Raw genomic sequence first — 25,086 nt, 5'->3', positions numbered from 1 at the left:
CACTCCATAGCTCGTAATGTTCTCTATCTCAACCAGTCTAAGTTGGCCGAAATGATGCGCGTTTTAGGTCACCATCTCGGGCTGGTTTGTCACAAAACTCGGTCTAGCCTTTCTTACTCTTGTATAACTCAAATAAGCTTGAGAAATCGAGCTCGCCGTGGCCGCTCGCGTTGTGGAAAGAATATAAGTTGCGCGCTAACGACCCCATCGGAACCGAAGAATGTGTTTGTAACGCCGCATCTAACCCCAAGCCGAGATCTTTTAGCATGAGTTTGCTCATAAAGCCCGGCTGGTAATCGTGACTGGCTGGCGCACTGTCCATCACACCTGGGCAAGGATTGTAAAGATCCAATGCCCAATTTCGGCCAGAGCTTTGCAGCATGATGTTTGATAGCACTTTTGGATCGAGTCCATGATCGATACCTAGGTTTAATGCCTCGCACGTACCAGACATTAAAATGCCGAGCATAAGGTTGTTACAGATTTTCGCCATTTGACCATCGCCTGCTTTGCCAGCATGGAAAACATTTTTTCCCATATACTGCAAAATCGCATTGGCTTTAGAAAACGCTTGATCCGAACCACCAACAATAAAGGTTAATGTCGCCGCTTTCGCGCCAGCAACGCCTCCCGAAACGGGCGCGTCGACAAACAACACACGTTTATTTGCCGCTTCATTGGCGACTAATCGCGCAGAGTCCGGATCAATGGTTGAACAATCAATCATCAAGGTACTTGGCGAGACAAGATTGAGGACACCTACGCCGCCGTGTAAGTCACCAAGATACACGGAACGAACGTGAGACCCTGCTGGTAGCATCGTGATGACTGTGCTAGCACCATCTACTACCTCTTCGATAGAGCTCGCCACCACCGCACCAAAAGGTACTAGTTGCTTTGCGGCTTCGCTATCGACATCGAATACTTGCACGTTAAATCCAGACGCGAGTAAGTTTTGCGCCATAGGATGCCCCATTCTTCCTAAACCGATAAATGCGATGGTACTCATGATCATTCTCCTTATTGACCTAGTGTTTGTTCACCCAAATTAGCAAGCGGATGCTCGTTATCCGACCAAAGCGAGGTAAACAAAGTATCGATAACATCTTCATCGACTTCACTGACACTGTTAAACATCCAGCTCGGCTCGCCATCCCGGTCAATGAGCCGAGAACGGACGCCCTCTTTAAACTCACCTAATAAGGCACTGCGAACCGACAAACTCAACTCTAAACGGAAGCAATCTGCAAGCGGTAAGCTGTGGTACTCTTTCACTTGTCTAAAGCAAATATGCGCGGTGATCGGACTGCCCGATGCGAACGTTTGTTTCGCGTTTTCTATCCACTGGCTATTCCCTTCGATAGTCATGATTCGCTGTGCTATCGCATTAAGATCAAAGCCTTTGCACGCTTCCTCTATCTGATCTAAGTATGGACAAATTTGCGTGGTTGGTTTGCTATCAATAACTTGTTCTTCCATTAACTGTAGTAGTGCAGTTACCAACTCTTTCGCGTCTTCTTTGCCCCACTGGAGCCGCTTTAGCTCATCCAGTAAGGTGGGATACTGCTCTTCCAACAGTAACCAATCGGCCAAACCAATAGTGACAGCGTCACTTGAATTTACCATTGAACCTGTCAATCCGAGGAATAAGCCCACTTGCGGATCTATCTGGCTTAAAAACCACGTACCTCCCACATCAGGATACAGTCCGATATTGATTTCTGGCATAGCAAGGCGTGATGTTGTTGTCACAACTTTATGGCTGGTTCCCATAAAAAGCCCCATCCCACCGCCCATGACAATACCTTCTCCCCAACCGATAATGGGTTTGTTGTAAGTGTGGATGAGATAGTCACACTCATACTCCAACGAGAAATAGTTCGTACAGAACTCTACGATTTTTTCTTTACTCTCGTTATGCATGACGTGATACATAGCTCGAACATCACCACCAGCACAGAATGCTTTTTCTCCAGCGCCAGTCAGTACCACACAAGCCATATGTGGATCATCTTGCCACTTGATAAGCTGATCGTTGAGTTGGACCAACATGTCATACGTCAATGCATTCAATGAAGCGGTGTTTTCTAACGTTGCGATACCAATGCGGTGCACGCCATCTAAGCACTCTATTTCACTAATGGTTACCATCCCTGCCATGTGGCCTCCTATCGGTTTTTCCATTGCGGTGGGCGTTTTTCTAAAAAGGCGCGAACACCCTCAACTTGATCTTCCGTATCAAAAAGATTCAGAAATAACTCTCGCTCTTTCATTAAGCCGTGCTTAAGTGGCGCAGAGCGCATATTTTGAATGAGCGCCTTACATGCGGCGACAGAAGATGGTGACTGGTTCGCAACAGATTCAGCAAGCTCCAGCGCTTTACTTAAAGCTTCGCCTTTGGGAACCAACTCCTCAACTAGGCCTAGTTCTTTTGCTTTGTCAGCGCTGACTTGCTCTCCACATAAAATGATGCGCTTTGCCCAGCCTTCCCCCACTAACGCTGTGAGGTTTTGGGTACCACCAGCACAGGGCAAAAGTCCGACTTTGGCTTCTGGTAAAGCAAGTACCGCTTGCTCTTCAACGACTCGAATATCACAAGCTAATGCCACTTCTAACCCTCCGCCCATGGCGTAACCATTAATGGCGGCAATGGAAACACCACGAAATTCCGAGAGCGTTTCAAAGGCTTCACCAAAGCATCGCGCCATGTCTGACGCAACCGCTTTGTCACCGTCAGAAAACAACTTGAGATCCGCACCAGCAGAGAAAAACTTTTCTCCACTGCCAGTTAAAACCAGTGAATAAACCTGGTTATCATCGTTAAGTGTGAGTATCAGCGATTTCAGTGCCTTGAGACTCTCTGCTGTCCACGTATTGGCTGGCGGGTTGTTCATCGTCACCAGCGCAACGTGATTAGCGATCGTATGTTGAATGGCAGTTTGGGTTAATGGCATATCTGAATCCTTTCTCAATGAGCAAATCCAATACTTCGCTACAGCAAGGCCGATTCCTCAGAGAGCAAACGGCGCGCGATGATCAAGCGCATGATTTCGTTCGTTCCCTCCAGAATTTGATGCACACGCACATCTCTGAAATGACGCTCCATTGGATACTCTTTGATGTAACCATAGCCGCCATAAAGCTGCAGCGCTTGGTCGCAAACCTGAAAGCCCACATCAGTTGCGAACCGTTTTGCCATCGCGCAATAAGCCGTGGCATCCGGGTCATTTCGGTCGAGTTTACTGGCGGCATAGCGCACTAACTGCCGCGCAGCCACTAGCTCTGTTGCCATGTCTGCCAATTTGAATTGTAAGGCTTGAAACTGCGCAAGCGACTTGCCGAACTGCTTACGTTCTTGAATGTACCGTGCCGCCCGTTCAAGGGCCTGTTGAGCCGTACCGACGGAACAGGTCGCAATATTTATACGCCCTCCATCAAGCCCTTTCATCGCAAAGACAAAACCTTGCCCTTCTTCGCCCAGTAAATGGCTAGCTGGAATAACGACATTTTCAAAAGTAACCGCTCGTGTTGGTTGGCTGTTCCAACCCATTTTGGGTTCTTTGCGCCCATAGCTGATACCATCAGCGTGAGCAGGAATAACAAATGCGGACACGCCTTTGGCACCCGCTTCTCCGGTTCGCGCCATCACGACCAAAACATCTGTCTCTCCTGCGCCAGAGATAAAGGTTTTGCCACCATTCAACACGTAAGTATCACCTTTTTTGCTCGCGGTTGTGGCCAACGAAGCGGCATCCGATCCCGCATTAGGCTCGGTTAAGCAATAGGAGCCTAACCACTCCCCCGTAACCAATTTCGGACAGAACTGCGTTTTGGCTTCATCGGTAGCAAAACTGGCTATCATCCAACTGACCATGTTGTGAATCGTCATAAACGCCGTAGTGGACGTACATCCCATGGCCAGTTGTTCAAAGATAATTGAAGCATCCAAGCGACTCAGCCCTAGGCCACCTTGCGCTTCTGGAGTGTAGAGACTGAGAAACCCCAGTTCCCCCGCCTCTCTCAATACGTCTTTGGGGAAGATCTGCTTTTCATCCCACTCCGCCGCCATCGGTGCTAAACACTCATCGGCAAATTGCTGAGCGGTATCAGCAAATGCACGTTGATCTTCATTAAGTTCAAAGTCCATAAAAGCTCCTTTTATTCACTCAGCGCAGTTGGATGGTCAGATTGGGCCCCGTCGGAATATCGTCATCAAACCAACGTGCCGTCACCGTTTTAGTCTCGGTATAAAAACGTACCGCTTGTTTACCATACGCATGTAAATCACCATAGAAACTGCCTCTCCAACCAGTAAAGGAGAAAAATGGTAAAGGGACTGGAATTGGCACATTAATCCCAACTTGACCGACTTGAATGTCATGCTGATATTTTCTCGCAGCAGCGCCATTAGCGGTAAATATAGAAGTTCCGTTGCCGTAAGGGTTGCGATTCACTAACTCAATGGCCTCTTGCAACGTTTCGACTTCCATACAAACTAAAACAGGGCCAAATATCTCTTGCGTGTAAATCGACATGTTCGCTGTTACACCGCTAAACAAGGTTGGGCCAATCCAGTTTCCACCGGGAAAGCCGTCCACTTCACACTGACTGCCATCGAGTTCACACACTGCGCCTTGTTGTTTGCCATCTTCGATTAGGTCCAATACGCGTTGCTTGGCTTGCTCACTGATCAGTGGGCCATAAGCAGCCTGTTCATCATCCCAAGGCCCTGGGTGTACTTTCGCCATCGCCAGTTTCAGGTCTGCAATCCATTGTTTTGAATCGCCGACAAATACCGCAACAGAAATTGCCATACAACGCTGCCCCGCAGCCCCTACGGAGGCTCCGATTAGGTTATTCACCACTTGATCTTTGTTTGCATCAGGCATGATCACCATGTGATTCTTTGCACCAGCAAAAGCTTGAACCCGTTTAAAATGTTTAGTCCCTGTAGTGTAGATATAACGGGCAACGGGAACCGAGCCAACAAATGACACCGCTCGAATATCAGGATGAGCCAGAAGAAAGTCGACTTGCTCTTTGCGGCCATGAACGACCTGCAACACTCCTTTCGGCGCGCCAGCTTGCTCAAATAGTTCAGCTAAACGAATAGAGGTCAATGGCACTTGTTCGGAGGGTTTGAGCACAAACGTATTGCCCGCAGCGATAGCGATTGGGAACATCCACAACGGAATCATGGCTGGAAAGTTAAACGGCGTAATGCCGCAACACACACCTAGGGGCTGAATCATTGAGTAACTATCAATATCCGTGGCAACGTTTTCGACGGTTTCTCCCATAATATTGCTGGCAATGTTTGCAGCCTGCTCAACCACCTCGATACCACGCCACACATCGCCTTTGGCATCCGCTAAAATCTTACCCGTTTCATGAGAAAGCAGTGTGGCAAGCTCATCATGATGCTCTTTGAGCAAGTGCTGATAACGCAGCATAACTCGGGCACGCTCGGATATTGCCACTTCCTTCCAAGATTGGAATGTCTCTTTCGCATTATCAATGGCGGCTTCCATCTCGTGCTCTGTGGAACATGGAACGTACGCAATGACATCATTAGTGGCGGGATTGGTTACCTCAACCCAATCCGATGTTTGAGATTCACGAAACTCGCCACCAATAAACAAGGGAACCAAACGAGTCATCATTTACTCCTTTCTAATTTCAATTAAAGCGGTATTTCAATGCCTATCGCCGTGGCTTCTCCACCACCGATACAAAGTGACGCAACACCCCGCATCACTTTTTTGGCTTCGAGATCACCATTGGTGCCTAGCGCTTGTAGCTGACGCAAACTGTGAATCAATGTCACCAGAATTCGTGCGCCACTAGCCCCTATCGGATGCCCAAGCGCACAAGCTCCACCTTTAATATTTACTTTGCTCGTATCTAGTCCAAGTTCCGCCACCGCTATTTGTGTCACAACGGCAAAGGCTTCATTGATTTCCCACAGGTCCACTTCATAAATTGACCAATCTAGCTGGAACAGCAGTTGCTCAATTGCGTAGACGGGTGCCAAAGTAAATTCTGCAGGTTTTCTGGCATGTGTAGAGTGCGCCTTGATGATCGCAAGTGGTTTAAGCCCCTGATGACGCGCAGTGTCTTCATCCATAAGCACAAGAGCCGCCGCGCCATCTGAAATGGCACTCGAATTAGCAGCGGTCACCGTACCTTTTTCATCGAATGCAGGTTTGAGTTGAGGAATTTTACCAAGGTCAATCGAGCGTGGGTGCTCATCGTAGTCCAGCACCGCTTGTTCTGACTTGGTATTGAGTGAAACCGGCGAAAGTTCATCGGCAAACAAGCCTCGCTCTTGAGCTTCCAACGCACGTTTTGCCGACATCACGGCCCATTCATCCATTTGCTCTCTGGTGAACTTAAGCCTGTCAGCGACTTGCTGAGCATAAACACCCATTAAGTGCCCTTCGTAAGCATCTTGTAGCCCATCGAGAAACATGTGGTCATACGCAGACTGGTGCCCCATACGCATTCCCTTTCTCGCCTCCCTCAGCAAATACGGCGCATTGGTCATACTTTCCATACCACCAGCAATGGCAGAGCGAATCGTTCCAGCTTTAATGAGATCGTGCGCTAACATGACGCTCTTCATGCCAGAGCCACACACTTTGTTAATGGTGGTGCACCCTACACCCAAAGGAAGATCTGCCCCCATAGATGCTTGCCTCGCAGGAGCTTGTCCACACCCTGCTGGAAGCACACATCCCATGAACACTTCATCCACCGAAGTCACATTCACTTCGTGCATTGCCGCCTTGATCGCCAGTGCGCCTAATTGAGGAGCAGAGTAAGTTTGCAACTTGCCTTGAAAGCGCCCAATTGGCGTTCTTTTCGCGCTGACAATCCAGATGTCTTTTCCCATGATTCGCATTCCCTTAAGGTATATGTGAACACTTGGCAGACTGATGACACCCTACATAGAATTACTCACCAAGCGCCGCACCAGCCTTTATCGCCTTTTTCACTAGCAAACTTTCATTCCGCGATTTCTTGACGTTTACGTAAGCATAGCACTAGCCTTTACAATGAGATGAAAAAACACACCAAGCAGGCGTTTATATTTCAAAGTTGATGTTCGACCTTCCCATTAAAGGTTCGATTTCCAGAAACTGGATTTTTATTCGAGGTAAGTATGTTATGGAAAAATACAAGATCAGTGACCTCGCCAAGGAGTTTGATATTACTACTCGCAGTATCCGGTTTTATGAAGACGTGGGTCTGATTGAACCAGAGCGAAAAGGCAATATGCGCGTTTATCAACGCAGGGATAGAATTCGCCTCAAACTGATTTTAAGAGGGAAACGACTCGGTTTTTCGTTGGCAGAAATTCGTGAACTTTTCGAGCTCTACGACATGCAACAAACCGAAGGACAGTTGTTGAAAATGCTCAATATCATTGAAGAGAAACAAGCCGTCCTACAGCAACAACTCAACGACATCAGCGTCGTTATGGCAGAGTTGAATGCCGCTAAGGAGCGTTGTATTCAAACACTCAAAAGCAAGCAGACATAAACGCTATACTCAATTAGCAACACCGCTACAGGCTTTTCCACCTTACCTCTGATACCGGGAGACGTTATGAAAAGCACCTATACCCCACTCAATTTCGGACTTGGTGATACCATCGATATGCTCCGAGAACACGTTAATGCCTTTGCTACGGAACATATTGCGCCCATCGCCGCTGAGATAGACCGCGATAACCAGTTCCCGAATCATTTATGGCCTTTGTTGGGAGAAATGGGGTTGCTTGGTGTGACCGTCGATGAAGAGCTTGGTGGTGCAGGCATGGGATACCTCGCTCATGTTGTTGCCATGGAAGAAATCAGCCGTGCCTCTGCGTCTGTCGCTTTAAGCTACGGCGCTCATTCTAACCTGTGCGTCAACCAAATCTTTCGTAACGGCACGCCTTCTCAACGTGAAAAATACCTTCCAAAACTCATTGATGGTACGCACGTTGGCGCCCTAGCGATGAGTGAGCCCAATGCAGGTTCAGACGTGATAAGCATGCAACTGAAAGCGGAGAACAAGGGCGACCATTTTGTACTGAATGGCAACAAAATGTGGATAACAAACGGGCCCGATGCTGACGTAGTGGTGCTTTACGCTAAAACGGATGTCAGCGCAGGTTCACGTGGCATTACCGCATTCATTATTGAACGTAACTTCGCAGGTTTCACTCATGCTCAAAAGCTGGACAAGCTAGGCATGAGAGGCTCGAATACTTGCGAACTTGTATTTAACCATTGCGTAGTGCCAAAAGAGAATATTCTTGGCGAGTTGAATCAAGGCGTCGAGGTGTTAATGAGTGGGCTGGATTACGAGCGCGTCGTCCTCGCTGCCGGACCACTCGGGATAATGCAAGCTTGCATGGACATCGTGGTCCCGTACGTACATGAACGAGAGCAGTTTGGAAAACCCATTGGCGAGTTTCAGTTAGTTCAGGGCAAGATCGCCGATATGTACTCTCGAATGAGTGCAGCAAAAGCGTATGTATATACCGTCGCAGCGGCTTGTGATCGAGGTAACGCAACACGCAAAGATGCGGCAGGAGCGATTTTGTACAGTGCAGAGCTCGCCACACAAATGGCACTCGATGCAATACAACTGCTCGGTGGGAATGGCTACATCAATGAATACCCTGCTGGTCGTTTGCTACGTGATGCAAAGCTTTATGAAATCGGCGCGGGTACCTCAGAGATTCGCCGCATGTTAATAGGCCGAGAGTTGTTCGAAGAATCTCGCTAACGGAACATACGACAAGGAAGTCATTATGGCCATTATCAAAAGTAAAACTAAGCCAACTGACGAGTTATTTCTTTCCAATAAAGCTGCGATGGAAACGTTGGTCACTCAACTTAATCAACACATCGAGACCATCAAACAGGGCGGCGGTGAAAAAGCCATTCAGCACCAGAGGCAAAAAGGAAAACTCCCCGCACGAGAACGCATCGCGCGCTTGCTTGATGACAACACTGACTTTCTTGAAATCAGCCAGTTTGCCGCCTGGCAAGTGTATGACGAAGCGATCCCCTGCGCTGGCGTTATCGCCGGCATTGGTATCATAGAGGGGATTCAATGCATGGTCATCGCCAACGATGCTTCGGTAAAAGGCGGAACCTACTACCCACTCACGGTAAAAAAACACCTTAGAGCGCAAGAGATTGCCCAACGTTGCCAACTCCCCTGCGTGTACTTGGTGGACTCCGGTGGCGCAAATCTCCCTCATCAGTCCGACGTCTTCCCCGACAAAGAACACTTTGGTCGCATTTTCTTTAACCAAGCGAGAATGTCGGCGAAAGGCATCCCCCAAGTTGCTGTTGTGATGGGGCTTTGCACTGCTGGGGGCGCGTACGTACCTGCCATGGCGGATGTGTCCATTATGGTTAAAGAGCAAGGCACCATTTTTTTGGCGGGGCCACCTTTGGTGAAAGCGGCCACTGGCGAAGTCGTGACGGGTGAAGAGCTCGGCGGTGCAGACGTGCATTGTCGAAAATCTGGTGTCGCAGATTATTACGCTGAAAATGATGAACATGCCCTAATGCTTGCGAGAGAAGCCATTGCCAATGCCAATAGAACAAGACCTGTTAAGCCAGAAAACACCGTGCTTCCTCCCCGCTACGACGCAGAAGAAATCTACGGAATTGTGAATGCCAACTTACGACTGTCATTCGACGTTCGAGAAATTATTGCCCGCATCGTCGATGATTCTGATTTCGACGAATTCAAAGCCTTGTACGGCAGAACGCTAGTGTGTGGCTTCGCTCGTATTCAAGGACACTTGATTGGTATTGTGGCAAACAACGGTATCTTGTTTTCTGAATCGGCACAAAAAGGCGCGCACTTTATTGAGCTGTGCGCCAAACGGAAAACACCGCTTCTCTTTCTCCAAAACATTACCGGCTTTATGGTCGGAAAAAAGGTTGAAGAAGAAGGCATCGCAAAACATGGCGCCAAGCTAGTGATGGCCGTCGCTTGTGCTGACGTGCCGAAGTTTACCGTGATCATCGGTGGATCGTACGGCGCTGGTAATTACGGCATGTGCGGCCGAGCGTATGATCCAACCATGATGTGGATGTGGCCGAACGCGCGTATTTCTGTTATGGGCGGAGAACAAGCAGCAGGCGTTTTAACACAAGTTCGAAAAGACGCGAAGGAACGTCAGGGGGAAGAGTGGTCAGAGCAAGAAGAGCACATTTTTAGAGAATCGATCATAGACTTGTATGAAACACAAGGACATCCCTATTTTGCGAGTGCTCGGCTATGGGATGACGGAATTATTGACCCTAAAAAAACGCGTCAGGTGTTGAGTCAAGCGTTAATGGCAGCATTAAACGCCCCCATTCCTGATAGCGAGTTTGGCGTCTTCAGAATGTAAACATCCAAAGATGAATTAAGGAAGTTAGTATGCAGGAAATGCAACCAAGCATTGTTCCCAACGCCCAAAGGCAAGATGATGTTCTTTGGCATGTCGATGATAATGGCGTAGCGACCATTACCCTAAACAGAACAGCCAAACACAATGCTTTTGACGCTTGTACGATCGACTTGCTGATCCACCGCCTAGATTATCTCGCTTTACGAACGGATGTGCGGTGCTTGGTATTAAGAAGTAACGGTAAGCATTTTTCATCCGGGGCCGATTTGAATTGGATGCAGTCGATGGCCGACAGCACGAGGCAAGATAACTTCGTTGATGCCCAAAACTTGGCAAGACTCATGGAAACATTAGATTCGTTCCCTCAACCCACCATCGCAGTTGTTCAAGGTTCCGCTTATGGTGGTGCTTTAGGGTTGATTTGTTGTAGTGATATCGCCATCGCAAGCCAAAGTGCCAACTTTTGCTTAAGTGAAGTTAGGCTTGGTTTAGTTCCAGCAACCATTGCGCCTTACGTCATGCGCGCGATGGGGAATAGACAAGCTAGACGCTATATCTTAAGTGGTGAAGTCATTTCAGCCGAAGATGCCGAACGGTTTGGTATTGTGCACGAAGTGAAAGAAGCCAAACAGCTTGAAAGTGCGGTCGGTAGCGTAATCAAGACTTTACTACTGAATAGCCCAGATGCGATGCGTAAAGCAAAAACGCTCTGCCATCAATGTCATCAAAACCCCATTGATCAACAACTGATTCACTATACTAGCAAGCTCATTGCGGACATTAGAGTATCACCCCAAGGTCAAGATGGGCTGCAAGCGTTTCTTGAAAAACGTAGCCCAAGTTGGGTCACCAAGTCACAGGACAAGTAATGCTACCTTCCAAAGTAAAGATTGTCGAAGTAGGTCCTAGAGATGGGTTGCAAAATGAATCTCCTGTTGCGACCCAAACTAAAATCCGGCTGATCAACTTACTCTCTGATACTGGGTTAACGCATATTGAGGCGGGCTCTTTTGTCTCACCCAAATGGGTGCCACAAATGGCGGACTCAATAGAGGTCATGAAAGCAATAACACGGCGAAATCATGTTACCTACTCTGCCCTGACTCCAAACCTAAAAGGCTTAGAACAAGCGTTGGAGGCTGACGCCAATCAGGTCGCAATTTTCACTTCATCCTCAGAAGGATTCTGCCAACACAATATCAATTGCTCGATTGCAGAAAGCCTAACTCGCTTCGAACCTGTAATGCGATTAGCCACCAAACACGGCATCCCTGTTCGTGGCTATCTATCCTGCGTTGCCGACTGCCCTTACGATGGCCCGACAGCCCCTAAACAAGTGGCGAGCGTGGTCAAATCACTCATCGATTTAGGGTGTTATGAGGTGTCTCTAGGCGACACAATCGGTACAGGCACGCCAAACCGTATCGCTGCTATGCTAGAAGCCGTCATGTTGGTTGCACCTCTTCCCCAGCTTGCTGTCCATTTCCACGATACATGGGGACAAGCACTCGCCAATATTCATCAAGCATTGAATATGGGCATCAATACCATCGACAGCAGTGTAGCTGGGCTGGGTGGATGCCCATACGCTCATGGCGCATCAGGAAATGTCGCAACGGAGGATGTACTATATTTATGCCAAGGGTTAGGAATAGAAACGGGGATCGACTTAGAGCTACTGGCTAAAGCTGGCTGGATGATCAGCGAAGAGCTGGGTCGGCAGCCTACATCAAAAGTGTCATTAGCATTGCGTAACCGCGTATTATCACTTTCGTAGAAGGCCATCCGGCACCTCAAATTCTCCCAACCCAAGTTAACTTGCTCTACTTTCGAGTAGGGAAGCGAAACCGCCCGCCAGTACGATAAATAATTAGAGAAAATAAGATAAGCACACAACCTACTAGTTTATTTGCCGTTAGCACTTCGCCATACCACAGCACGCTCAGAATAACCGTCCAAACTGGTTCTAGTATCATAATTAGAGCAGCGTTACCTGCCTGAACAAATTTTTGCCCCATGGTTTGCATTACGTAACGCAAGCTCGTCGCTAATAAGGTACTCAACGCAAACCACCACCAAATAGAGGAGTCAACCTCTGCCGGGAAAGATTCCATAAAAAATGAAACCAACAAACCTAAGCAACCTGCTGAAAAAAGTTGCACGCAAGTAAGCAGCAGCACAGGTAGTTTTTGAGAGTATTTGCTATTCACATTAAAATGAAGCGCCAAAACCAGTGCTGCACCAAGAAACCACAATTGACTGGCCGATTGTTTCCAGCCATCAACTAAAGAAAGACAAGCAAGACCTAGTACAGCGATAGGCAAAGAAAGCCAGAAAATTCGTTGTGGTCGTTGACGAAACATAACCCATGCAACAATCGGCACAAACAGCATGGAAAGGCTCATGATAAATGCGCCCTCCCCGAGAGTATCACTGATAGAAATAGCGTAAATCCATGTCATAACGGCACTGCCTAACAGGAGCCCGACACCACCAGCAGAAAGCACATCTTTTAAGTTTGCTTTCAGCAAAGGTCGGTAACATAGAGGCAGTAAGCAGAGCGAAGCGATAGTAAATCGCGCCCCAATAAAGCCAAAAGGTGGTAAACCCTGTATTGTTTCCTTAGAGAATATCCAGCCAAGTGCAGCGATCATCGTCGTCGCAACCAGAATAACCGTCGCTTTGCGTTCTGAGTTAAACATAAGTACTCACAAAATATGGAACACACAATAGCGCAGCAAGAGAGTTTTACTGCGCTATTGTGTAAATTTGAAAGGAGTTTCTGTCGAGCGGAAGTGAAAGCCCGATCCTCTCCTGTATTGTTGTCACGCAGATTGAAGTTCTGCTGCTAGATACATTAAATGCAGGCAAAGTCTTAAGGCAAGCCTTTTCGCATACTAAATTACTTTAGCATTCTATACAGCAAGCAAACTGGCTAAAACCTGTACCGGGTGTCGAACTACCTCCCCTTCAAAACGCTTAACTTGACTGCGGCAGGAGTAGTATTGCGACTTCAACGCTCCTCAATACAGGTTGAATAAGGTGAATTGCTTTTTACCCATCGCCCCTACAATGAAAACCTATTGATTAACTACAACGAGCGGTTAAATTGCTCCACGGCCTCTACAACACGGCTAGCGCCATCTTGTATTTCATTCATCACATTGCCTGCTTTTTCAGAGAGCTCTAGCGTATCTAGTGCTTCTTTTTGGCATTTAGCGATCAGCTTAACTGCGTTATCTGTTCGCTGTAGGTTTTCACTGACCATTGTGACAATTTCATCGGTGGTTGCATTGGTTCTTGTAGCAAGCTGTCTGACTTCATCAGCAACAACGGCAAAACCTCTACCATGCTCACCCGCACGAGCCGCTTCTATCGCCGCATTTAACGCCAATAAGTTAGTTTGGTCAGCGATACCACTGATGCTATTTACCAACTCGCTAATACGCGATGAGTGCGCTTTAAGCTCGTCAATCGCGGTGTTCGCTTGCTGCATTTGCTCGGAAAGTATCTGCATCTTTTCTAACGTTGAGCCTATAACCTCTTGCCCTTGCAGGGTTTGTGTACCAGTTTCTTGGGAGATTTCGTTCGCCAATTGCGCAGCCTGGGCCATTTTCTGTTCCTGCATCACCTGCTGGGTAATATCTGTCGCGAACTTAACGACCTTGTAGAGCTCTCCTCTGTCGTTATGGATAGGGTTATATGAAGCCTCTAGCCACACCTCTTCACCATAACGGTTAACTCGTTTGAATCGCTCTGATGAAAATTGCCCTTTTGCTAAACGTTGCCAAAACTCACGGTAAGCTTGAGAGCTCGACTCTTCCTGATCACAAAACATGCGATGATGCTTCCCTTGAATCTGATCAAGCGTATAACCCATTGTGTTTAGGAAATTATCGTTGGCTTTTAAAACATGGCCATCTAATGTGAACTCAATCACCGCCATAGAACGACTTAATGCATTTAGCATGTCCTCTTGCTCACGGGATGATTTGATCGTTCGCGTAAGTTCAGAAGCAAAAACAAAAAAGCTTTCTACTTCTCTGTGCTCATTTAAAACAGGCTGGATAATCGTTCTTAACCAGGCTTCCTCACCATTACCTTTCTGTACTTGCAATGCCCCATTCCAGAACACTTTATCTTGGACGGCTTTCTTCATTCGATGAAAGTGATCTGTATTGCGCGAATTTGACGGTACCAATTCAGTAATTGATTTCGTTAAGATCTCATCATCATTTAAGAAAAGTTCTTGCTGTAGCTTAGTATTTGCAGAAGTAATGAGGCCTTTACTATCCAATGTTAAGCGGATCATCTCTTCATCTAAACTGGTTTGGATTTGCTGCAGGATTTGCAACTCCTGCTTTAATCGTTGATTTTCTTGTTGAAGCGACTTATTAAAAAACATGACTTTCTCTCATTTGACCGACCTTCGGATTAGTCAAAGGTTTATTATTTGTATACCGAATAAACTGCAAGCGGCAAAATCGTTTGGTTGCATATTCAAACGCGATTTCTATTTCTTATCAAAGGACCCCGCAGGGAATACGGCGATTTTTTCTCCAGTGTAACCTAAGCGCAGTATACTGAAATTTCTTCAGCACCCAAGTTGTTTATATATTTATCAATATTAAAGCTCTTTATCGCCAATTTGAGGTTTGTATTTGTGGATATACTTATATGGAGAAGTGGTGTGTTCAGATCAATAAGCCTTTTCATTTAAAAAAAGGGCCTTGACTTAGTTCCAATAATTTTCGCCGTTTTACCGCTTTTCCACCCGACTTTTGAGCGATTACCCACTCCTTATTCGCTTGTATTTCTATTAACAACGCACGGAGGAACCAGCAACAAGCGCATCGATTTGCCCAGTATCAATACGTTGTGGTATCCGCTCATTCAGTTTGCCGTGAAGGTGATGAATCACCACCTCACCAGTCGACTCGTCACGATCAGAAATGAGGCAATGAGGTAATGAGGTAATGAGGTAATAACGCATGACACCAGAGATTACATTATGTGTCCAACATTGTGCCCACTCCTAAGTTTCATAACTTCCTTCCCTCGGACGCTTCTATCTCTCACCACAGCAACTATGCTTTAAACGACATGTATTCAATTGTCTAGCTTCAACATATGAAGGTTAAGTGAACATAAACAAGCGAAGGAAACAGGGCCATGGAAGTCGATAAAAATGATAAGTTAACAAAAAAATTACAGATAGTGATTCATTGGTCTGTAAGAGTATTGTCGATAGTTATGTTGTTTGTAATCGTCATGGGTGTGATAGATGTTGCATGGACGATATATCAAAAACTTATCACGCCACCTAAACTCATTCTGACGATTTCAGATATGCTAGCCACTTTTGGTGCTTTTATGGCCGTTTTAATTGCTATTGAAATTTTCATCAATATAACTATTTACCTGAGAGAAAATGTTATTCATGTAAAAATCGTCATGGCCACCGCGCTGATGGCAATCTCCCGAAAGGTCATTATTATAGACTTTGAAACCTTGTCTCCAATGTACCTGATTGGAATTGCGGCTGTAGTTCTTAGTATGAGTCTTGGTTACTGGCTGATCCATAAACTGCCCAATAAGAGCCATACTGAATAAACTTCTCAGCCTCCCGACTTTTCAGATACTCTCACGGCATGAAAAAGTCTTGTCTTGGCACGTTGAAGCTAATAAATTCCTCCATGCTAGGCTCTATATACTGCGAGACTACAAGATTATAGAGTAGTGCCTAGGCGGAGAAATTATCGATATTGTTTTCTAGCAGCTAATCTTTGAGTATTGGCACAGCTCAATGGGGGCAAGTGTTGCTCCAGTTCCCCCATCTGATATATACCCTCAACATCTATGCATTTTACTTTCAACTTTTCCGTGGTCCTCTTAAACAAGGTCGTCACGAGTAGCCTGAAGGATTACATCCGGCTAGAAGTAACAGCCAGAAAAGTGATTGTCAGGTGGTCGGTCATCTCGCCGTAAAATTAGCTCTTAACGTATACCTTCAGCTCAGTTTGCGAAACAGCCTTAAAGGTCAAAGTAACTTTCAATCCCATTCAGAGTGTTGGTCGTGGCCACAGCGGCTAATATCAACCCCATGATCCGACTTACAGCGCTAGCTCCTGTATTCCCAATAATCCTGTGTATGCCGCTGGCCATTAATAGCAAGATATAAACAACCAATAGTACCAGTAGCATCACAGCCACGGTCTGGACTTGCTCCCAAATATTAAACCGCACGTTCTCTGTGAGTAAAACGGCGGCTAATATTGCGCCAGGGCTAGCAATTGATGGAATGGCTAGAGGAAAAACTGCTGTATCATGATGACTATTGAGCGTTCTGATTTCTTCTGCTGGTTTACTCTCACCAAATATCATAGTCAAAGCAAACAAGAACAATACGATACCGCCCGAGATTTGAAACGCAGACAAGGGAATACGCATTGCTGTAAGTATGATTTCACCAGCAACAACAAAAAACAGTAGGATAGCAGCGGAGAATAGAGTCGCAAACAGAGCGACCTTACGCTTTGCCACTTCTTCATAGCTTTTTGTGGCTGCGATAAAAACGGGCACAGTACCTATGGGATCGATGACAGCAAAGAAAAAGATAAAAGTTGCCACAAAGTCAATCATGCTACTTTCTCCAGTACCAATTTAGCTTTAAGGATAGAAGATCAGCTTGAAGTAGCAGAGAAAATGTTTGACGCTAACATAGCGAGAGCTCATTCAGAAAAACAAAAATGGTGCGTTATTTACAATACAGAACTTACTTCTATCCTATCGATAACTATTAATATCTCAAAGGTAATGACTACCATACCTAACGGTAGTCGCCATCGCTTTAGACTTCTCAGAGAACATCAAAAAAAACAAGTGAACGAGAAGAATATCGACGTCATAAGATAGTGAGGCTTTAGTGTTTATACCAGTGCTCTTTTGACTCCATTTGAGCTTTTACTTCTGCACTATATTCAGCAGTAGGTCGTGCCAATAACCTTGGAATGCCGATAGGTTCTCCGGACTCTAAACAATAGCCATACTCCCCTGCGCGCAAGCGAGCCAACGATCGTTGAATCTTAGGTAACAGCTTTTGCTCTCTATCTATGATTCTTAATGCGATTGCAGATTGCTCCTCACTGGACGCCCTATCGCTTTCGTCACTGAATTCCATTGGCGCAATCATCTCTTCTTTCGCGCGTTCAATATGCGCTAACGTCGATTCATAAAGCTCAAATAATCGGTTTTCAAAAAATGCGAGCTGAGCTTCATTCATATAATCCGCCTCGGGCGCTGCAAGAATTTCTTCTTCTGTCATGACATGCTTTTTCTCTTCGTTCATAGAACCTCCACACCGAGATAAGAGTTCGCTCTCTAAATTCCGTACATCTGAATCTGTATAACTTAACGACGAATGAATGCGCCAATAAGGTGCAGTACTCGACACAGTCACAAACTGCTTGATGCCAGAGTTAAGATCACCGACTATATTAATTGTTATATTATAACATTACACTATAAAGAGCATGAGCATGAACACCCAGAAACTCCCTGTTACGGTTTTGTCCGGCTTTCTAGGCGCAGGAAAAACAACCGTTTTAAGTCATATTCTTAACAATAGACAAGGCAGAAAAGTGGCGGTCATCGTCAACGACATGAGCGAAGTCAACATCGACGCAGCGACCGTTCAGAATGAAGTTTCTCTCAACCACAGTGAAGAAAAGTTGGTTGAAATGAGTAACGGCTGCATCTGTTGTACCCTGCGTGAGGATCTACTTGAAGAAGTTACTAAACTCGCGCAAGAAGGCAGATTCGATTACTTAGTTATCGAGTCCACTGGCATCGCCGAGCCACTCCCCGTTGCAGAGACTTTTACTTTTGCCGATGAAAACGGGCTCTCACTTTCAGACGTTGCACGTTTAGACACCATGGTTACAGTAGTTGATGCGATTAACTTTCTGCGTGATTACGATGAAGCTAAGTTCTTAACAGAGACAGCCGAATCATTAGGTGAAGACGATGAACGCAGCGTTGCTGACTTACTCGTTGATCAAGTAGAGTTCGCTGACGTTATCTTGATAAGTAAAACCGACCTTGCTGAGAAATCAGAAATCGAAAGGCTTCTTGCGATTCTTAAAACTCTTAATACATCGGCCACTATTCTTCCTATCTCGAATGGTGAAGTAGAACTTGATGCGGTACTCGACACACAAAGCTTCAGTTTTGAAAAGGCACAACAAGCCCCAGGTTGGTTGAAGGAAATGCGAGGCGAGCACATACCGGAAACCGAAGAATACGGCATTTCTAGCTTTGCCTATCATGCGAGACGCCCTTTCCATCCAGAGAAGTTTTACGACTTCCTCCACAATGCGAAAGATTACGGCAAACTAATTCGTTCCAAGGGTTATTTTTGGCTAGCAACCAGACCAGAGTTTGTCGGTCAATGGAGCCAAGCGGGAGGCATCGCACGTTATGGTGTTGCGGGTATGTTTTGGAAAGCGATTCCGAAGGAGGAATGGCCGACGGATCAAGATTACCTCGATGCTATAAACGACATTTGGCAAGAACCATACGGCGATATGCGACAAGAATTGGTGTTTATTGGTCAGGGATTAGAGCAAGAGAAGTTGATTGCTCGTCTCAACGAATGCTTGTTAACAGAAGTTGAGATGGAGCAAGGGCTCGACTATTGGTTATCTCTGGAAGACCCTTTCCCTGAATGGGAACAGTAAACGACTGAGATACAAAAAGCCTCCCACCATTCGGGAGGCTTTCTCGTTACACAGAGCCAATTTTGGTATACCGAGCCAATTCAGTAAGTCCGTTCTCGAAACAACCCGAGCAAACATGCAGCGAGGGAATCCTCACCAGTGCATTCAAAGCGTCTTCTTCTGACTCAACTTAGCTATTTTCTTTGGCCAAGGATCTTCAAATGTTGCCCCTTGTTGCCATTGCTCCAGTTCCGCATCCGTTAAAAAGCAGTTTTCCAGCGCATCAATAAACACATCGATTTCGTTTTCTTGCCCAATCACCGTTAAGCGACAACGACGATCACCAAAGCGGCTTTCAACACTGTCTATCTTATCTTGCAGGATTTGACGATGCTCTTCAGTGAAGTTTTGCGATTCGTCATTGATTATCGAAGCACGCCAAAAGCCTGTAATTTCAAGCCCCACGTTGCCGTTTGCTTGACTCCAAAGCAGTGAAACATCGTCTCGAGTTGGGAACCAAAAGAACCCTTTACTACGGAACACACCTTTAGTTAAATACTGATGGCAGGTATTCCACAAACGCGCAGGATGAAAAGGCCGATCGTCTTTGATCACTTTGGCGACAAGGCTTTGTTCGTCTTTATCAGAGAGATTCAACGGCTCATTCACCGTCTCACGAAGTTCTGCGATTAGCTGCTCAACAAGGAAGAAATTGTAGTCTTGCTCACCTTTCGACATGCGGATATCCAAGTTTCCCCATGACGTTTTGATTATCTCGGTGTAAACATTAAGCGGGTGAATCGCCTGTGCGATGTTGCGAACGGTATTGTCGTCCACTTTGTCCGTCTTGGTGAGCATGATACGGTTTGAGAACATGATTTGCTCTACCAACAAGTTTTCAACGCCGCGAACACCCTGCTGCACGTTCTCCTGCCACTTAGGGATTAAGGCAGAACCTTGTCGATAGTCATCTCGCAACCAAGTCGCATCCACCAACGTAATTACGTCTTTGAGTGCGAATTGTGCGTTACTTTTGAAGTACTCGACCAAAGGTAAAGGATGACTACTGCCCGACGTTTCAATCACAACCCATTCTGGCGATTTTTCTGCGCAGAGCTTTTTAAGGGCTTTATCGAGCTGCTTTACACCACTCAGGCTGCTGATGCTGTCTCCACTGATCGTAACAAAGTTGCCCTGCTCTTCACTCACCGCATCGGTATTTAAGATAAGCACGCCATCGACGTCTAACTCACTCATGTCATTAACAATAACGGACAGATCAATACCAGAAGAATCGGCTTGTTGAAGAATGTTGCGTAAAAACGTGGTTTTCCCGGACCCGAGAAACCCATGCAAAATGGTGACTGGAATTGATGGCATACTTTTGACCTACAAACTCTGGATGAACGCATGTTATAACATAACAACTTAGTGAGTTATAGAAGGAATCCAATTGCTGTCTTAGACGCAAAACTTAAGAATCGGTAAAGATCACAGGGGCTGATTTCTCAGAACTCTCCTTCGTTTCTCATCACGTTTCATCACAAGCAAAGGTCTGACTATTGATAAAAATAATAAGTGGTTACAAAACGACCATTGCTTTGTTTATAAAATTGGAGAAAGATGACAATACAGCGATTTATAGGAGGTGGTGTTATGACTTTAGTTCTTACCGTTCTTATTTTCCTAAGTTGTATTGCGATGCTCGCAATTGGTGTGATGTTTTCACGTAGGCCGATCAAAGGCGGAGGTTGTTGCAAAGCGTCCGATGTTGCGGATGTGGGCACACGTAAAAGAAAAAATCGCAGTCATTATTCTTCTAGGAACACATATTGACACTCACCTATTGCTCCAACCTCACAACACAAAATAGCATAACTGAGCCCTAACAAATTGTCGGGACTCAGTTTTTCGTTTCTACTAGATAATCAAACTCTGATACTCGCGCCAAAAATGAAGGTTTCTGGATGTTAGGAAGCGACTTCGCGATAGGTAAGTCGGCTTTCATTGCATCAACCGGACGATTACGAACTAAAACTTCAAAATGTAAATGTGGTCCGGTTGAACGACCAGTATTCCCAGAGAGGGCTATTTTTTGCCCACGCTTTATAACTTGACCTTTTTTAACCAAGATTTTATTCAAGTGTAGGTAACGAGTTTTGTACACACTGTTATGTTCAATCACTAAATAATTACCGGCATAAGGGTGCTTGCGGACCGCAATTACTTTTCCATCCCCAGTAGAATAAACTGGCGCACCGATTGGTGTCGCGAAGTCCGTTCCGTTATGCGGGGTGACTCTTCCCGTCACTGGGTGTTTACGCTTGGGGTTAAACCCAGAGGTGATTCGGCGGTATGCCCTATCGACAGGATAACGGTTAAACGCTCGCTCCAAACTGTTACCAGCTCTATCATAGAACCGTCCATCCTCGGCTAGAAATGCAGCGACTTCGCCCCTCGCTAAGTTAAAAGAAATAGCCTTAATCTCACTATTGCCAGTTTTGTGTTCACCTAAATATTGCTGTTTCACTAATATATCGAAACGGTCACCGGCTCTAAGAGATCGCGCAAAATCAATCTTATCTTTCATCACCTGCGTAATATTTGCGACGTGGCCTGATGCCAATCCTACTCGATGTGCCGAGACTGAAAAACTCCCTTTGATTTCTCCCGAAAATAAGGTTTCACGCCATTCCCCTGAAATTTCCTGAAATTCGTAAGAGAAGGAGCCATCGTTTTCTCTAGTGTAGATAGCCTTCTCTACAAGGCTCATATGATAAATTAGTCGACTCAATTGCCCCATGTCATCCATCACTAATTCAAGCTCTTCTCCGGGCTTAATCATATCTAGCTGCAGGTGATCAAGATCAACTGAGAGAATTTGCTGCAAAATACCGTAAGGGAGACCCAATTGAGCGAAGATACCACTGAGCGTATCTCCCACTTTAACTATATAGTGTATTTGTTTAGGTTTAGGCAACGGAGTCAAACTGACATCTGAGGGAACCACTATCTTTGATGATGGAGGTGGTGACGAATCACTGCTTTGATTCAGTTGAACGCTGTGACTATCTTGATTTGGCTCATCCTCTGTAGGTAGAAGCAAAGCGACCGAAAAACAAAACACAGCAACGATTAAAGCAATAAATTTAAACTGACTCATGAGAAACTAAGTATCAATAATAACGATTGTTATGTTATAACATATCTAGGATTATTTTTACTCAGTTTAGTAAACGTTTATTCAGTTCACTGGATTGGCTAAGAGAAGACCAGTCATTCAACCCATTCTCTTTGAGAAGGCTCAATAATGAACACATTCAATTCAGCACTTATCGTTGCAGGAACACACGGAAACGAACTTTCTGGTATTTATTTACATAAACTAATCAAAGAAAAACGTTACTCTGTCAATAGATCAACCTTTTCAGCCTGCTCGATCATCGCAAACTCCGAAGCAGTAAAACACAACGTCCGATACATCGATACAGACTTAAATCGCGAGTTCTCAGCAATGAATAGCAATCATTGTCCTGATTTGCATGAAAGCAAGATTACACATCAATTTATCGAGAAATATGCAAACCAAGAAAAACTGTTGATTGTTGACCTGCACAATACAACAAGCAATATGGGAGCGACGTTGATTTTGCTTTCTAACGATGTTTTTTATCGGAAACTGGGCGCGTACGTCAAACAACGAATGCCATCAGCACATATCCTTTTCGAAGAGCGAAAAGAATGGCAAGAGCAACCTTACCTTTGTACTGCTGGGCAATATGGAATAATGATTGAGGTCGGGGCGCAAGCACATGGTGCCCTAGAGTACAGTACGTTGGAGTTGATGAAACAGATGCTTACCGCAGTATTGGACTATGTTGAAAAGCACAACCTCAACCAAATAGGCTTACTGAGCGATTATGAGGCGTTTTTTTACACCGAAGAAATCAGGGTTCCACTTGATCAAGAGGGTATGCGGCAAGCACTAGTACACCCTACTATTTGTGGCAGAGATTTTGAGGCGGTCAAACCAGGAGCACCTTTATTAGCGACTTTCGCTGGTTATGATATCCATTGGAATGGCAAAGGGGAAATTTACCCGCACTTTATCAATGAGAGCGCCTACAGTACCGCAAATATAGCAATGGCCCTCGCTAAAAAAAGACGTGTTTCTTCCGTGTAACTTAAAGCAAGTAATTAGGCCACGTGTAACGTGGATACCTCACCCCATGAATAAAACTGTGCCTGAGCCGCATAGGCAGAAAATACGGGTACTAACTCCACCCTAATACGGCAGCATAAGTGCCTTAAGCGCAGCTTTAAAAGAAACCCCACTAGAATTTTAAGGAGGTAAGACATTATGGTTAAAAGGAGAGTTTTCTCTTTTCTATCATGATGCCTTCTCCAAACATCGAAATAATCTATCTTCAAATTGGTCATCTAGACCGGAAGAGATCAGTTCTAGGCGGCTTTCTGAACACTCGTCTAGTTCAAACTCTGTGAGTCCATCTGATGTTAGATTGTAACCAAAAATACCGCTTCCCGTGATAAAAACCGCTTTCATTCGTTCGACCTTGAGGTCGAGCAGCAATAATCTCAGCTTTTGATGATCGAACACGTTTTCAGCGGAGATACGCCAACCGATACTGTAGAAACCTTCCCCCTGATTGGTTGCTTTTAGAATGCCGCTCTCAGGCATAGGCAACTCAGGAACAAGTGACTTTTTCTCTCTTTCACGATAAAGAACAGAGGGCGTTTTTTGCACGTCAATACGAGTCGTTCCCTCACATTCATGAAAAGGGATAGCGCCATGTTCAGCGAAAATCACTTTTGTTTCCCGCAGACCGAGCTTTGCTATATAAGCCGTCAGCTTTTGCTCATCTTCATCTTGATAGAGATCGCGCTTATTACCTACCACTGTATCTGCGATAGTGATTTGCTGGTTAAACGTTTCATGCTCAGTGTACTTAGGATCCGATAGTTTACGTGCATCGACTAAAGTAATGTTTTTTTGCAAAGCGAGAATTTGACGATAATACTCGGTCGATAGCACTTGCAGTACTTCTTTAGGATGACCAAGACCTGTAGGCTCAATCAACAATCGATCTGGCCTTGCTTCAGACAATAATTGATTTAAAGCGATTTGCATCGGAAGACCTGCTGCACAGCACATACATCCCCCGGGGACCTCTCGAATAAACACTTGGTCTTGTTGTTTTTTTTGGCCTTGTAACAAGCTGCCATCAATACCAACTTCGCCAAATTCATTGACCAATACAGCCCAACGTTCATGGCTAGGTTTATGGGTCAATAAGTGCATTATTGCCGATGTTTTCCCCACCCCGAGAAAGCCAGTGATGATGTTAGTCGGCACTCGCGAAATCAGTGGCTTATTAAAGTTCATTGGCAATTCTCCGGTAGCCTTGGACTAGTTCATGGTTGGCAGAAACGACGGATTCGGAAAAAGCTGAATATTCTGGCGGCACTTTAGAGATACTCTCTAAATCAAAACCGACACCAATATTGGTCATCGGTGGTACATGGAAATAAGCGGGTAAATCGAGGCCATCGACGACACAGTTATGACGAATAACACACCTCTCACCGATGACGCTATTGAACACGACGGAGTTGAAGCCAATGAAAACATCATCACAAACCTGGCAAAGACCATGAATAATCGAACGATGAGCAATGGATGAGCGCTCACCAATGGTCACCGCAGCCCCTGCCTTAGAGTGAATTACGACACCATCTTGGATATTGGTGTCACGTTTGATGACGATAGCTTCCATGTCTCCATGGTTATTAACTTCGTCAGCTCGAATAACAGCATAGGGTCCAATAAAAACGTTATCCTCAATAATGACTTTGCCACAGATAATAGCGGTTGGATCGATAAAGGCTGTTGAGGACACCTGTGGCATATGGCCCGTTGGGTTTCTTCTTAACATAATG

The 25,086-nt window shown here is 45.6% G+C and carries 23 protein-coding genes and 1 pseudogene; 8 read left to right on the top strand and 16 right to left on the bottom strand.

What is annotated here, in order from left to right:
* Positions 1-103 precede the first annotated feature (103 nt).
* Genes mmsB through R7P35_RS02935 form a run of 6 tightly spaced genes read right to left on the bottom strand, consistent with a single transcriptional unit; the run spans position 104 to position 6,895 of the window.
* Complete coding sequence (mmsB, locus tag R7P35_RS02960) at positions 104-1,009, bottom strand: 3-hydroxyisobutyrate dehydrogenase (protein ID WP_213904518.1); 906 nt, start codon at positions 1,007-1,009, stop codon at positions 104-106.
* Positions 1,010-1,020: 11 nt separating this feature from the next.
* Positions 1,021-2,160: an enoyl-CoA hydratase/isomerase family protein gene (locus tag R7P35_RS02955; protein WP_054579006.1), complete on the bottom strand. Its 1,140-nt coding sequence runs from the start codon at positions 2,158-2,160 to the stop codon at positions 1,021-1,023.
* An 8-nt stretch (positions 2,161-2,168) separates the two neighbouring features.
* Complete coding sequence (locus R7P35_RS02950; protein WP_005375773.1) at positions 2,169-2,954, bottom strand: enoyl-CoA hydratase; 786 nt, start codon at positions 2,952-2,954, stop codon at positions 2,169-2,171.
* 38 nt (positions 2,955-2,992) lie between these two features.
* The gene (locus R7P35_RS02945; protein ID WP_005375772.1) at positions 2,993-4,147 is read right to left on the bottom strand and encodes an acyl-CoA dehydrogenase family protein; all 1,155 of its coding nucleotides are present in this window, start codon (positions 4,145-4,147) and stop codon (positions 2,993-2,995) included.
* A 19-nt stretch (positions 4,148-4,166) separates the two neighbouring features.
* Positions 4,167-5,660, bottom strand: coding sequence for a CoA-acylating methylmalonate-semialdehyde dehydrogenase (locus tag R7P35_RS02940; RefSeq protein ID WP_005375771.1), 1,494 nt, complete (start codon positions 5,658-5,660; stop codon positions 4,167-4,169).
* A gap of 23 nt (positions 5,661-5,683) precedes the next feature.
* Positions 5,684-6,895, bottom strand: a complete 1,212-nt coding sequence (locus R7P35_RS02935; protein ID WP_005375769.1) for a thiolase family protein — start codon at positions 6,893-6,895, stop codon at positions 5,684-5,686.
* Between the two features lie 275 nt (positions 6,896-7,170).
* On the opposite strand from R7P35_RS02935, the gene R7P35_RS02930 reads away from it, so the two are divergent.
* From R7P35_RS02930 to R7P35_RS02910, 5 genes are all read left to right on the top strand, one after another.
* Positions 7,171-7,545 carry a MerR family transcriptional regulator gene (locus R7P35_RS02930; protein WP_017821195.1) on the top strand — a complete coding sequence of 125 codons (375 nt, stop codon included), beginning with the start codon at positions 7,171-7,173 and terminating at the stop codon, positions 7,543-7,545.
* Positions 7,546-7,611: 66 nt separating this feature from the next.
* Positions 7,612-8,781, top strand: coding sequence for an isovaleryl-CoA dehydrogenase (locus R7P35_RS02925; protein WP_005375766.1), 1,170 nt, complete (start codon positions 7,612-7,614; stop codon positions 8,779-8,781).
* A 25-nt stretch (positions 8,782-8,806) separates the two neighbouring features.
* On the top strand, positions 8,807-10,411 hold the full coding sequence (locus tag R7P35_RS02920; protein WP_176311598.1) for a carboxyl transferase domain-containing protein: 1,605 nt from the start codon (positions 8,807-8,809) through the stop codon (positions 10,409-10,411).
* Positions 10,412-10,440: 29 nt separating this feature from the next.
* Positions 10,441-11,280, top strand: a complete 840-nt coding sequence (locus R7P35_RS02915) for an enoyl-CoA hydratase-related protein (RefSeq protein WP_064369188.1) — start codon at positions 10,441-10,443, stop codon at positions 11,278-11,280.
* Positions 11,280-12,188, top strand: a complete 909-nt coding sequence (locus tag R7P35_RS02910; protein WP_054574355.1) for a hydroxymethylglutaryl-CoA lyase — start codon at positions 11,280-11,282, stop codon at positions 12,186-12,188. Before R7P35_RS02915 ends, R7P35_RS02910 begins: the two co-directional genes overlap by 1 nt.
* A 46-nt stretch (positions 12,189-12,234) precedes the next feature.
* On the opposite strand, the gene R7P35_RS02905 is transcribed toward R7P35_RS02910, so the two are convergent.
* The 4 genes and pseudogenes from R7P35_RS02905 to R7P35_RS02895 form a co-directional block, all read right to left on the bottom strand.
* Positions 12,235-13,113, bottom strand: a complete 879-nt coding sequence (locus tag R7P35_RS02905) for a DMT family transporter (protein ID WP_213867792.1) — start codon at positions 13,111-13,113, stop codon at positions 12,235-12,237.
* 389 nt (positions 13,114-13,502) lie between these two features.
* Complete coding sequence (locus R7P35_RS26580) at positions 13,503-13,907, bottom strand: methyl-accepting chemotaxis protein (RefSeq protein ID WP_372082083.1); 405 nt, start codon at positions 13,905-13,907, stop codon at positions 13,503-13,505.
* 129 nt (positions 13,908-14,036) lie between these two features.
* Positions 14,037-14,723: pseudogene (locus R7P35_RS26575) on the bottom strand (PAS domain-containing protein); the annotation flags it as partial.
* 507 nt (positions 14,724-15,230) lie between these two features.
* The gene (locus tag R7P35_RS02895; protein WP_153294768.1) at positions 15,231-15,404 is read right to left on the bottom strand and encodes a hypothetical protein; all 174 of its coding nucleotides are present in this window, start codon (positions 15,402-15,404) and stop codon (positions 15,231-15,233) included.
* Positions 15,405-15,583: 179 nt separating this feature from the next.
* Between R7P35_RS02895 and R7P35_RS02890 the strand changes: the two genes are divergently transcribed.
* Positions 15,584-16,024 carry a phosphate-starvation-inducible PsiE family protein gene (locus R7P35_RS02890; RefSeq protein ID WP_005375731.1) on the top strand — a complete coding sequence of 147 codons (441 nt, stop codon included), beginning with the start codon at positions 15,584-15,586 and terminating at the stop codon, positions 16,022-16,024.
* Positions 16,025-16,444: 420 nt separating this feature from the next.
* On the opposite strand, the gene R7P35_RS02885 is transcribed toward R7P35_RS02890, so the two are convergent.
* Both R7P35_RS02885 and R7P35_RS02880 read right to left on the bottom strand, forming a co-directional pair.
* Entirely contained in the window at positions 16,445-17,053 is a 609-nt protein-coding gene (locus R7P35_RS02885; RefSeq protein ID WP_005375727.1) for a MarC family protein, read from the bottom strand.
* 280 nt (positions 17,054-17,333) lie between these two features.
* The gene (locus R7P35_RS02880; protein ID WP_025767657.1) at positions 17,334-17,759 is read right to left on the bottom strand and encodes a TraR/DksA C4-type zinc finger protein; all 426 of its coding nucleotides are present in this window, start codon (positions 17,757-17,759) and stop codon (positions 17,334-17,336) included.
* A gap of 190 nt (positions 17,760-17,949) precedes the next feature.
* Here R7P35_RS02880 and zigA point away from each other — a divergent pair, with 190 nt between their 5' ends.
* On the top strand, positions 17,950-19,149 hold the full coding sequence (gene zigA / locus R7P35_RS02875) for a zinc metallochaperone GTPase ZigA (protein ID WP_033906943.1): 1,200 nt from the start codon (positions 17,950-17,952) through the stop codon (positions 19,147-19,149).
* 144 nt (positions 19,150-19,293) lie between these two features.
* On the opposite strand, the gene R7P35_RS02870 is transcribed toward zigA, so the two are convergent.
* Together R7P35_RS02870 and R7P35_RS02860 are read right to left on the bottom strand one after the other, a co-directional pair.
* Positions 19,294-20,508, bottom strand: a complete 1,215-nt coding sequence (locus R7P35_RS02870; RefSeq protein WP_025767655.1) for a CobW family GTP-binding protein — start codon at positions 20,506-20,508, stop codon at positions 19,294-19,296.
* A 523-nt stretch (positions 20,509-21,031) separates the two neighbouring features.
* Positions 21,032-22,291 carry a peptidoglycan DD-metalloendopeptidase family protein gene (locus R7P35_RS02860; protein WP_033906942.1) on the bottom strand — a complete coding sequence of 420 codons (1,260 nt, stop codon included), beginning with the start codon at positions 22,289-22,291 and terminating at the stop codon, positions 21,032-21,034.
* A 147-nt stretch (positions 22,292-22,438) separates the two neighbouring features.
* Here R7P35_RS02860 and R7P35_RS02855 point away from each other — a divergent pair, with 147 nt between their 5' ends.
* Positions 22,439-23,311 (top strand): aspartoacylase, encoded by an 873-nt coding sequence (locus R7P35_RS02855; protein ID WP_025767653.1) that lies wholly within the window; start codon positions 22,439-22,441, stop codon positions 23,309-23,311.
* A gap of 207 nt (positions 23,312-23,518) precedes the next feature.
* Here the strand turns inward: R7P35_RS02855 and R7P35_RS02850 are convergent, their stop codons facing one another.
* Positions 23,519-24,532 carry a CobW family GTP-binding protein gene (locus R7P35_RS02850; protein ID WP_025767652.1) on the bottom strand — a complete coding sequence of 338 codons (1,014 nt, stop codon included), beginning with the start codon at positions 24,530-24,532 and terminating at the stop codon, positions 23,519-23,521.
* Positions 24,522-25,082: a carbonate dehydratase gene (locus R7P35_RS02845; RefSeq protein WP_017635738.1), complete on the bottom strand. Its 561-nt coding sequence runs from the start codon at positions 25,080-25,082 to the stop codon at positions 24,522-24,524. The genes R7P35_RS02850 and R7P35_RS02845 overlap by 11 nt, the downstream gene beginning before the upstream one ends.
* Between the last annotated feature and the right edge of the window lie 4 nt (positions 25,083-25,086).

Source organism: Vibrio sp. Vb0304, assembly GCF_033338995.1.
Taxonomy (GTDB): Bacteria; Pseudomonadota; Gammaproteobacteria; order Enterobacterales; family Vibrionaceae; genus Vibrio; species Vibrio alginolyticus.
The sequence above is the reverse complement of the archived record's forward strand: the minus strand, read 5'-3'. Positions and strand labels throughout refer to the sequence as shown.

Coding starts and splice junctions, on each gene's coding strand:
- mmsB (WP_213904518.1), bottom strand. CDS start 1,009: ATGAGTACCATCGCATTTATCGGTTTAGGAAGAATGGGGCATCCTATG.
- R7P35_RS02955 (WP_054579006.1), bottom strand. CDS start 2,160: ATGGCAGGGATGGTAACCATTAGTGAAATAGAGTGCTTAGATGGCGTG.
- R7P35_RS02950 (WP_005375773.1), bottom strand. CDS start 2,954: ATGCCATTAACCCAAACTGCCATTCAACATACGATCGCTAATCACGTT.
- R7P35_RS02945 (WP_005375772.1), bottom strand. CDS start 4,147: ATGGACTTTGAACTTAATGAAGATCAACGTGCATTTGCTGATACCGCT.
- R7P35_RS02940 (WP_005375771.1), bottom strand. CDS start 5,660: ATGACTCGTTTGGTTCCCTTGTTTATTGGTGGCGAGTTTCGTGAATCT.
- R7P35_RS02935 (WP_005375769.1), bottom strand. CDS start 6,895: ATGGGAAAAGACATCTGGATTGTCAGCGCGAAAAGAACGCCAATTGGG.
- R7P35_RS02930 (WP_017821195.1), top strand. CDS start 7,171: ATGGAAAAATACAAGATCAGTGACCTCGCCAAGGAGTTTGATATTACT.
- R7P35_RS02925 (WP_005375766.1), top strand. CDS start 7,612: ATGAAAAGCACCTATACCCCACTCAATTTCGGACTTGGTGATACCATC.
- R7P35_RS02920 (WP_176311598.1), top strand. CDS start 8,807: ATGGCCATTATCAAAAGTAAAACTAAGCCAACTGACGAGTTATTTCTT.
- R7P35_RS02915 (WP_064369188.1), top strand. CDS start 10,441: ATGCAGGAAATGCAACCAAGCATTGTTCCCAACGCCCAAAGGCAAGAT.
- R7P35_RS02910 (WP_054574355.1), top strand. CDS start 11,280: ATGCTACCTTCCAAAGTAAAGATTGTCGAAGTAGGTCCTAGAGATGGG.
- R7P35_RS02905 (WP_213867792.1), bottom strand. CDS start 13,113: ATGTTTAACTCAGAACGCAAAGCGACGGTTATTCTGGTTGCGACGACG.
- R7P35_RS26580 (WP_372082083.1), bottom strand. CDS start 13,907: ATGCAGCAAGCGAACACCGCGATTGACGAGCTTAAAGCGCACTCATCG.
- R7P35_RS02895 (WP_153294768.1), bottom strand. CDS start 15,404: ATGCGTTATTACCTCATTACCTCATTACCTCATTGCCTCATTTCTGAT.
- R7P35_RS02890 (WP_005375731.1), top strand. CDS start 15,584: ATGGAAGTCGATAAAAATGATAAGTTAACAAAAAAATTACAGATAGTG.
- R7P35_RS02885 (WP_005375727.1), bottom strand. CDS start 17,053: ATGATTGACTTTGTGGCAACTTTTATCTTTTTCTTTGCTGTCATCGAT.
- R7P35_RS02880 (WP_025767657.1), bottom strand. CDS start 17,759: ATGAACGAAGAGAAAAAGCATGTCATGACAGAAGAAGAAATTCTTGCA.
- zigA (WP_033906943.1), top strand. CDS start 17,950: ATGAACACCCAGAAACTCCCTGTTACGGTTTTGTCCGGCTTTCTAGGC.
- R7P35_RS02870 (WP_025767655.1), bottom strand. CDS start 20,508: ATGCCATCAATTCCAGTCACCATTTTGCATGGGTTTCTCGGGTCCGGG.
- R7P35_RS02860 (WP_033906942.1), bottom strand. CDS start 22,291: ATGAGTCAGTTTAAATTTATTGCTTTAATCGTTGCTGTGTTTTGTTTT.
- R7P35_RS02855 (WP_025767653.1), top strand. CDS start 22,439: ATGAACACATTCAATTCAGCACTTATCGTTGCAGGAACACACGGAAAC.
- R7P35_RS02850 (WP_025767652.1), bottom strand. CDS start 24,532: ATGAACTTTAATAAGCCACTGATTTCGCGAGTGCCGACTAACATCATC.
- R7P35_RS02845 (WP_017635738.1), bottom strand. CDS start 25,082: ATGTTAAGAAGAAACCCAACGGGCCATATGCCACAGGTGTCCTCAACA.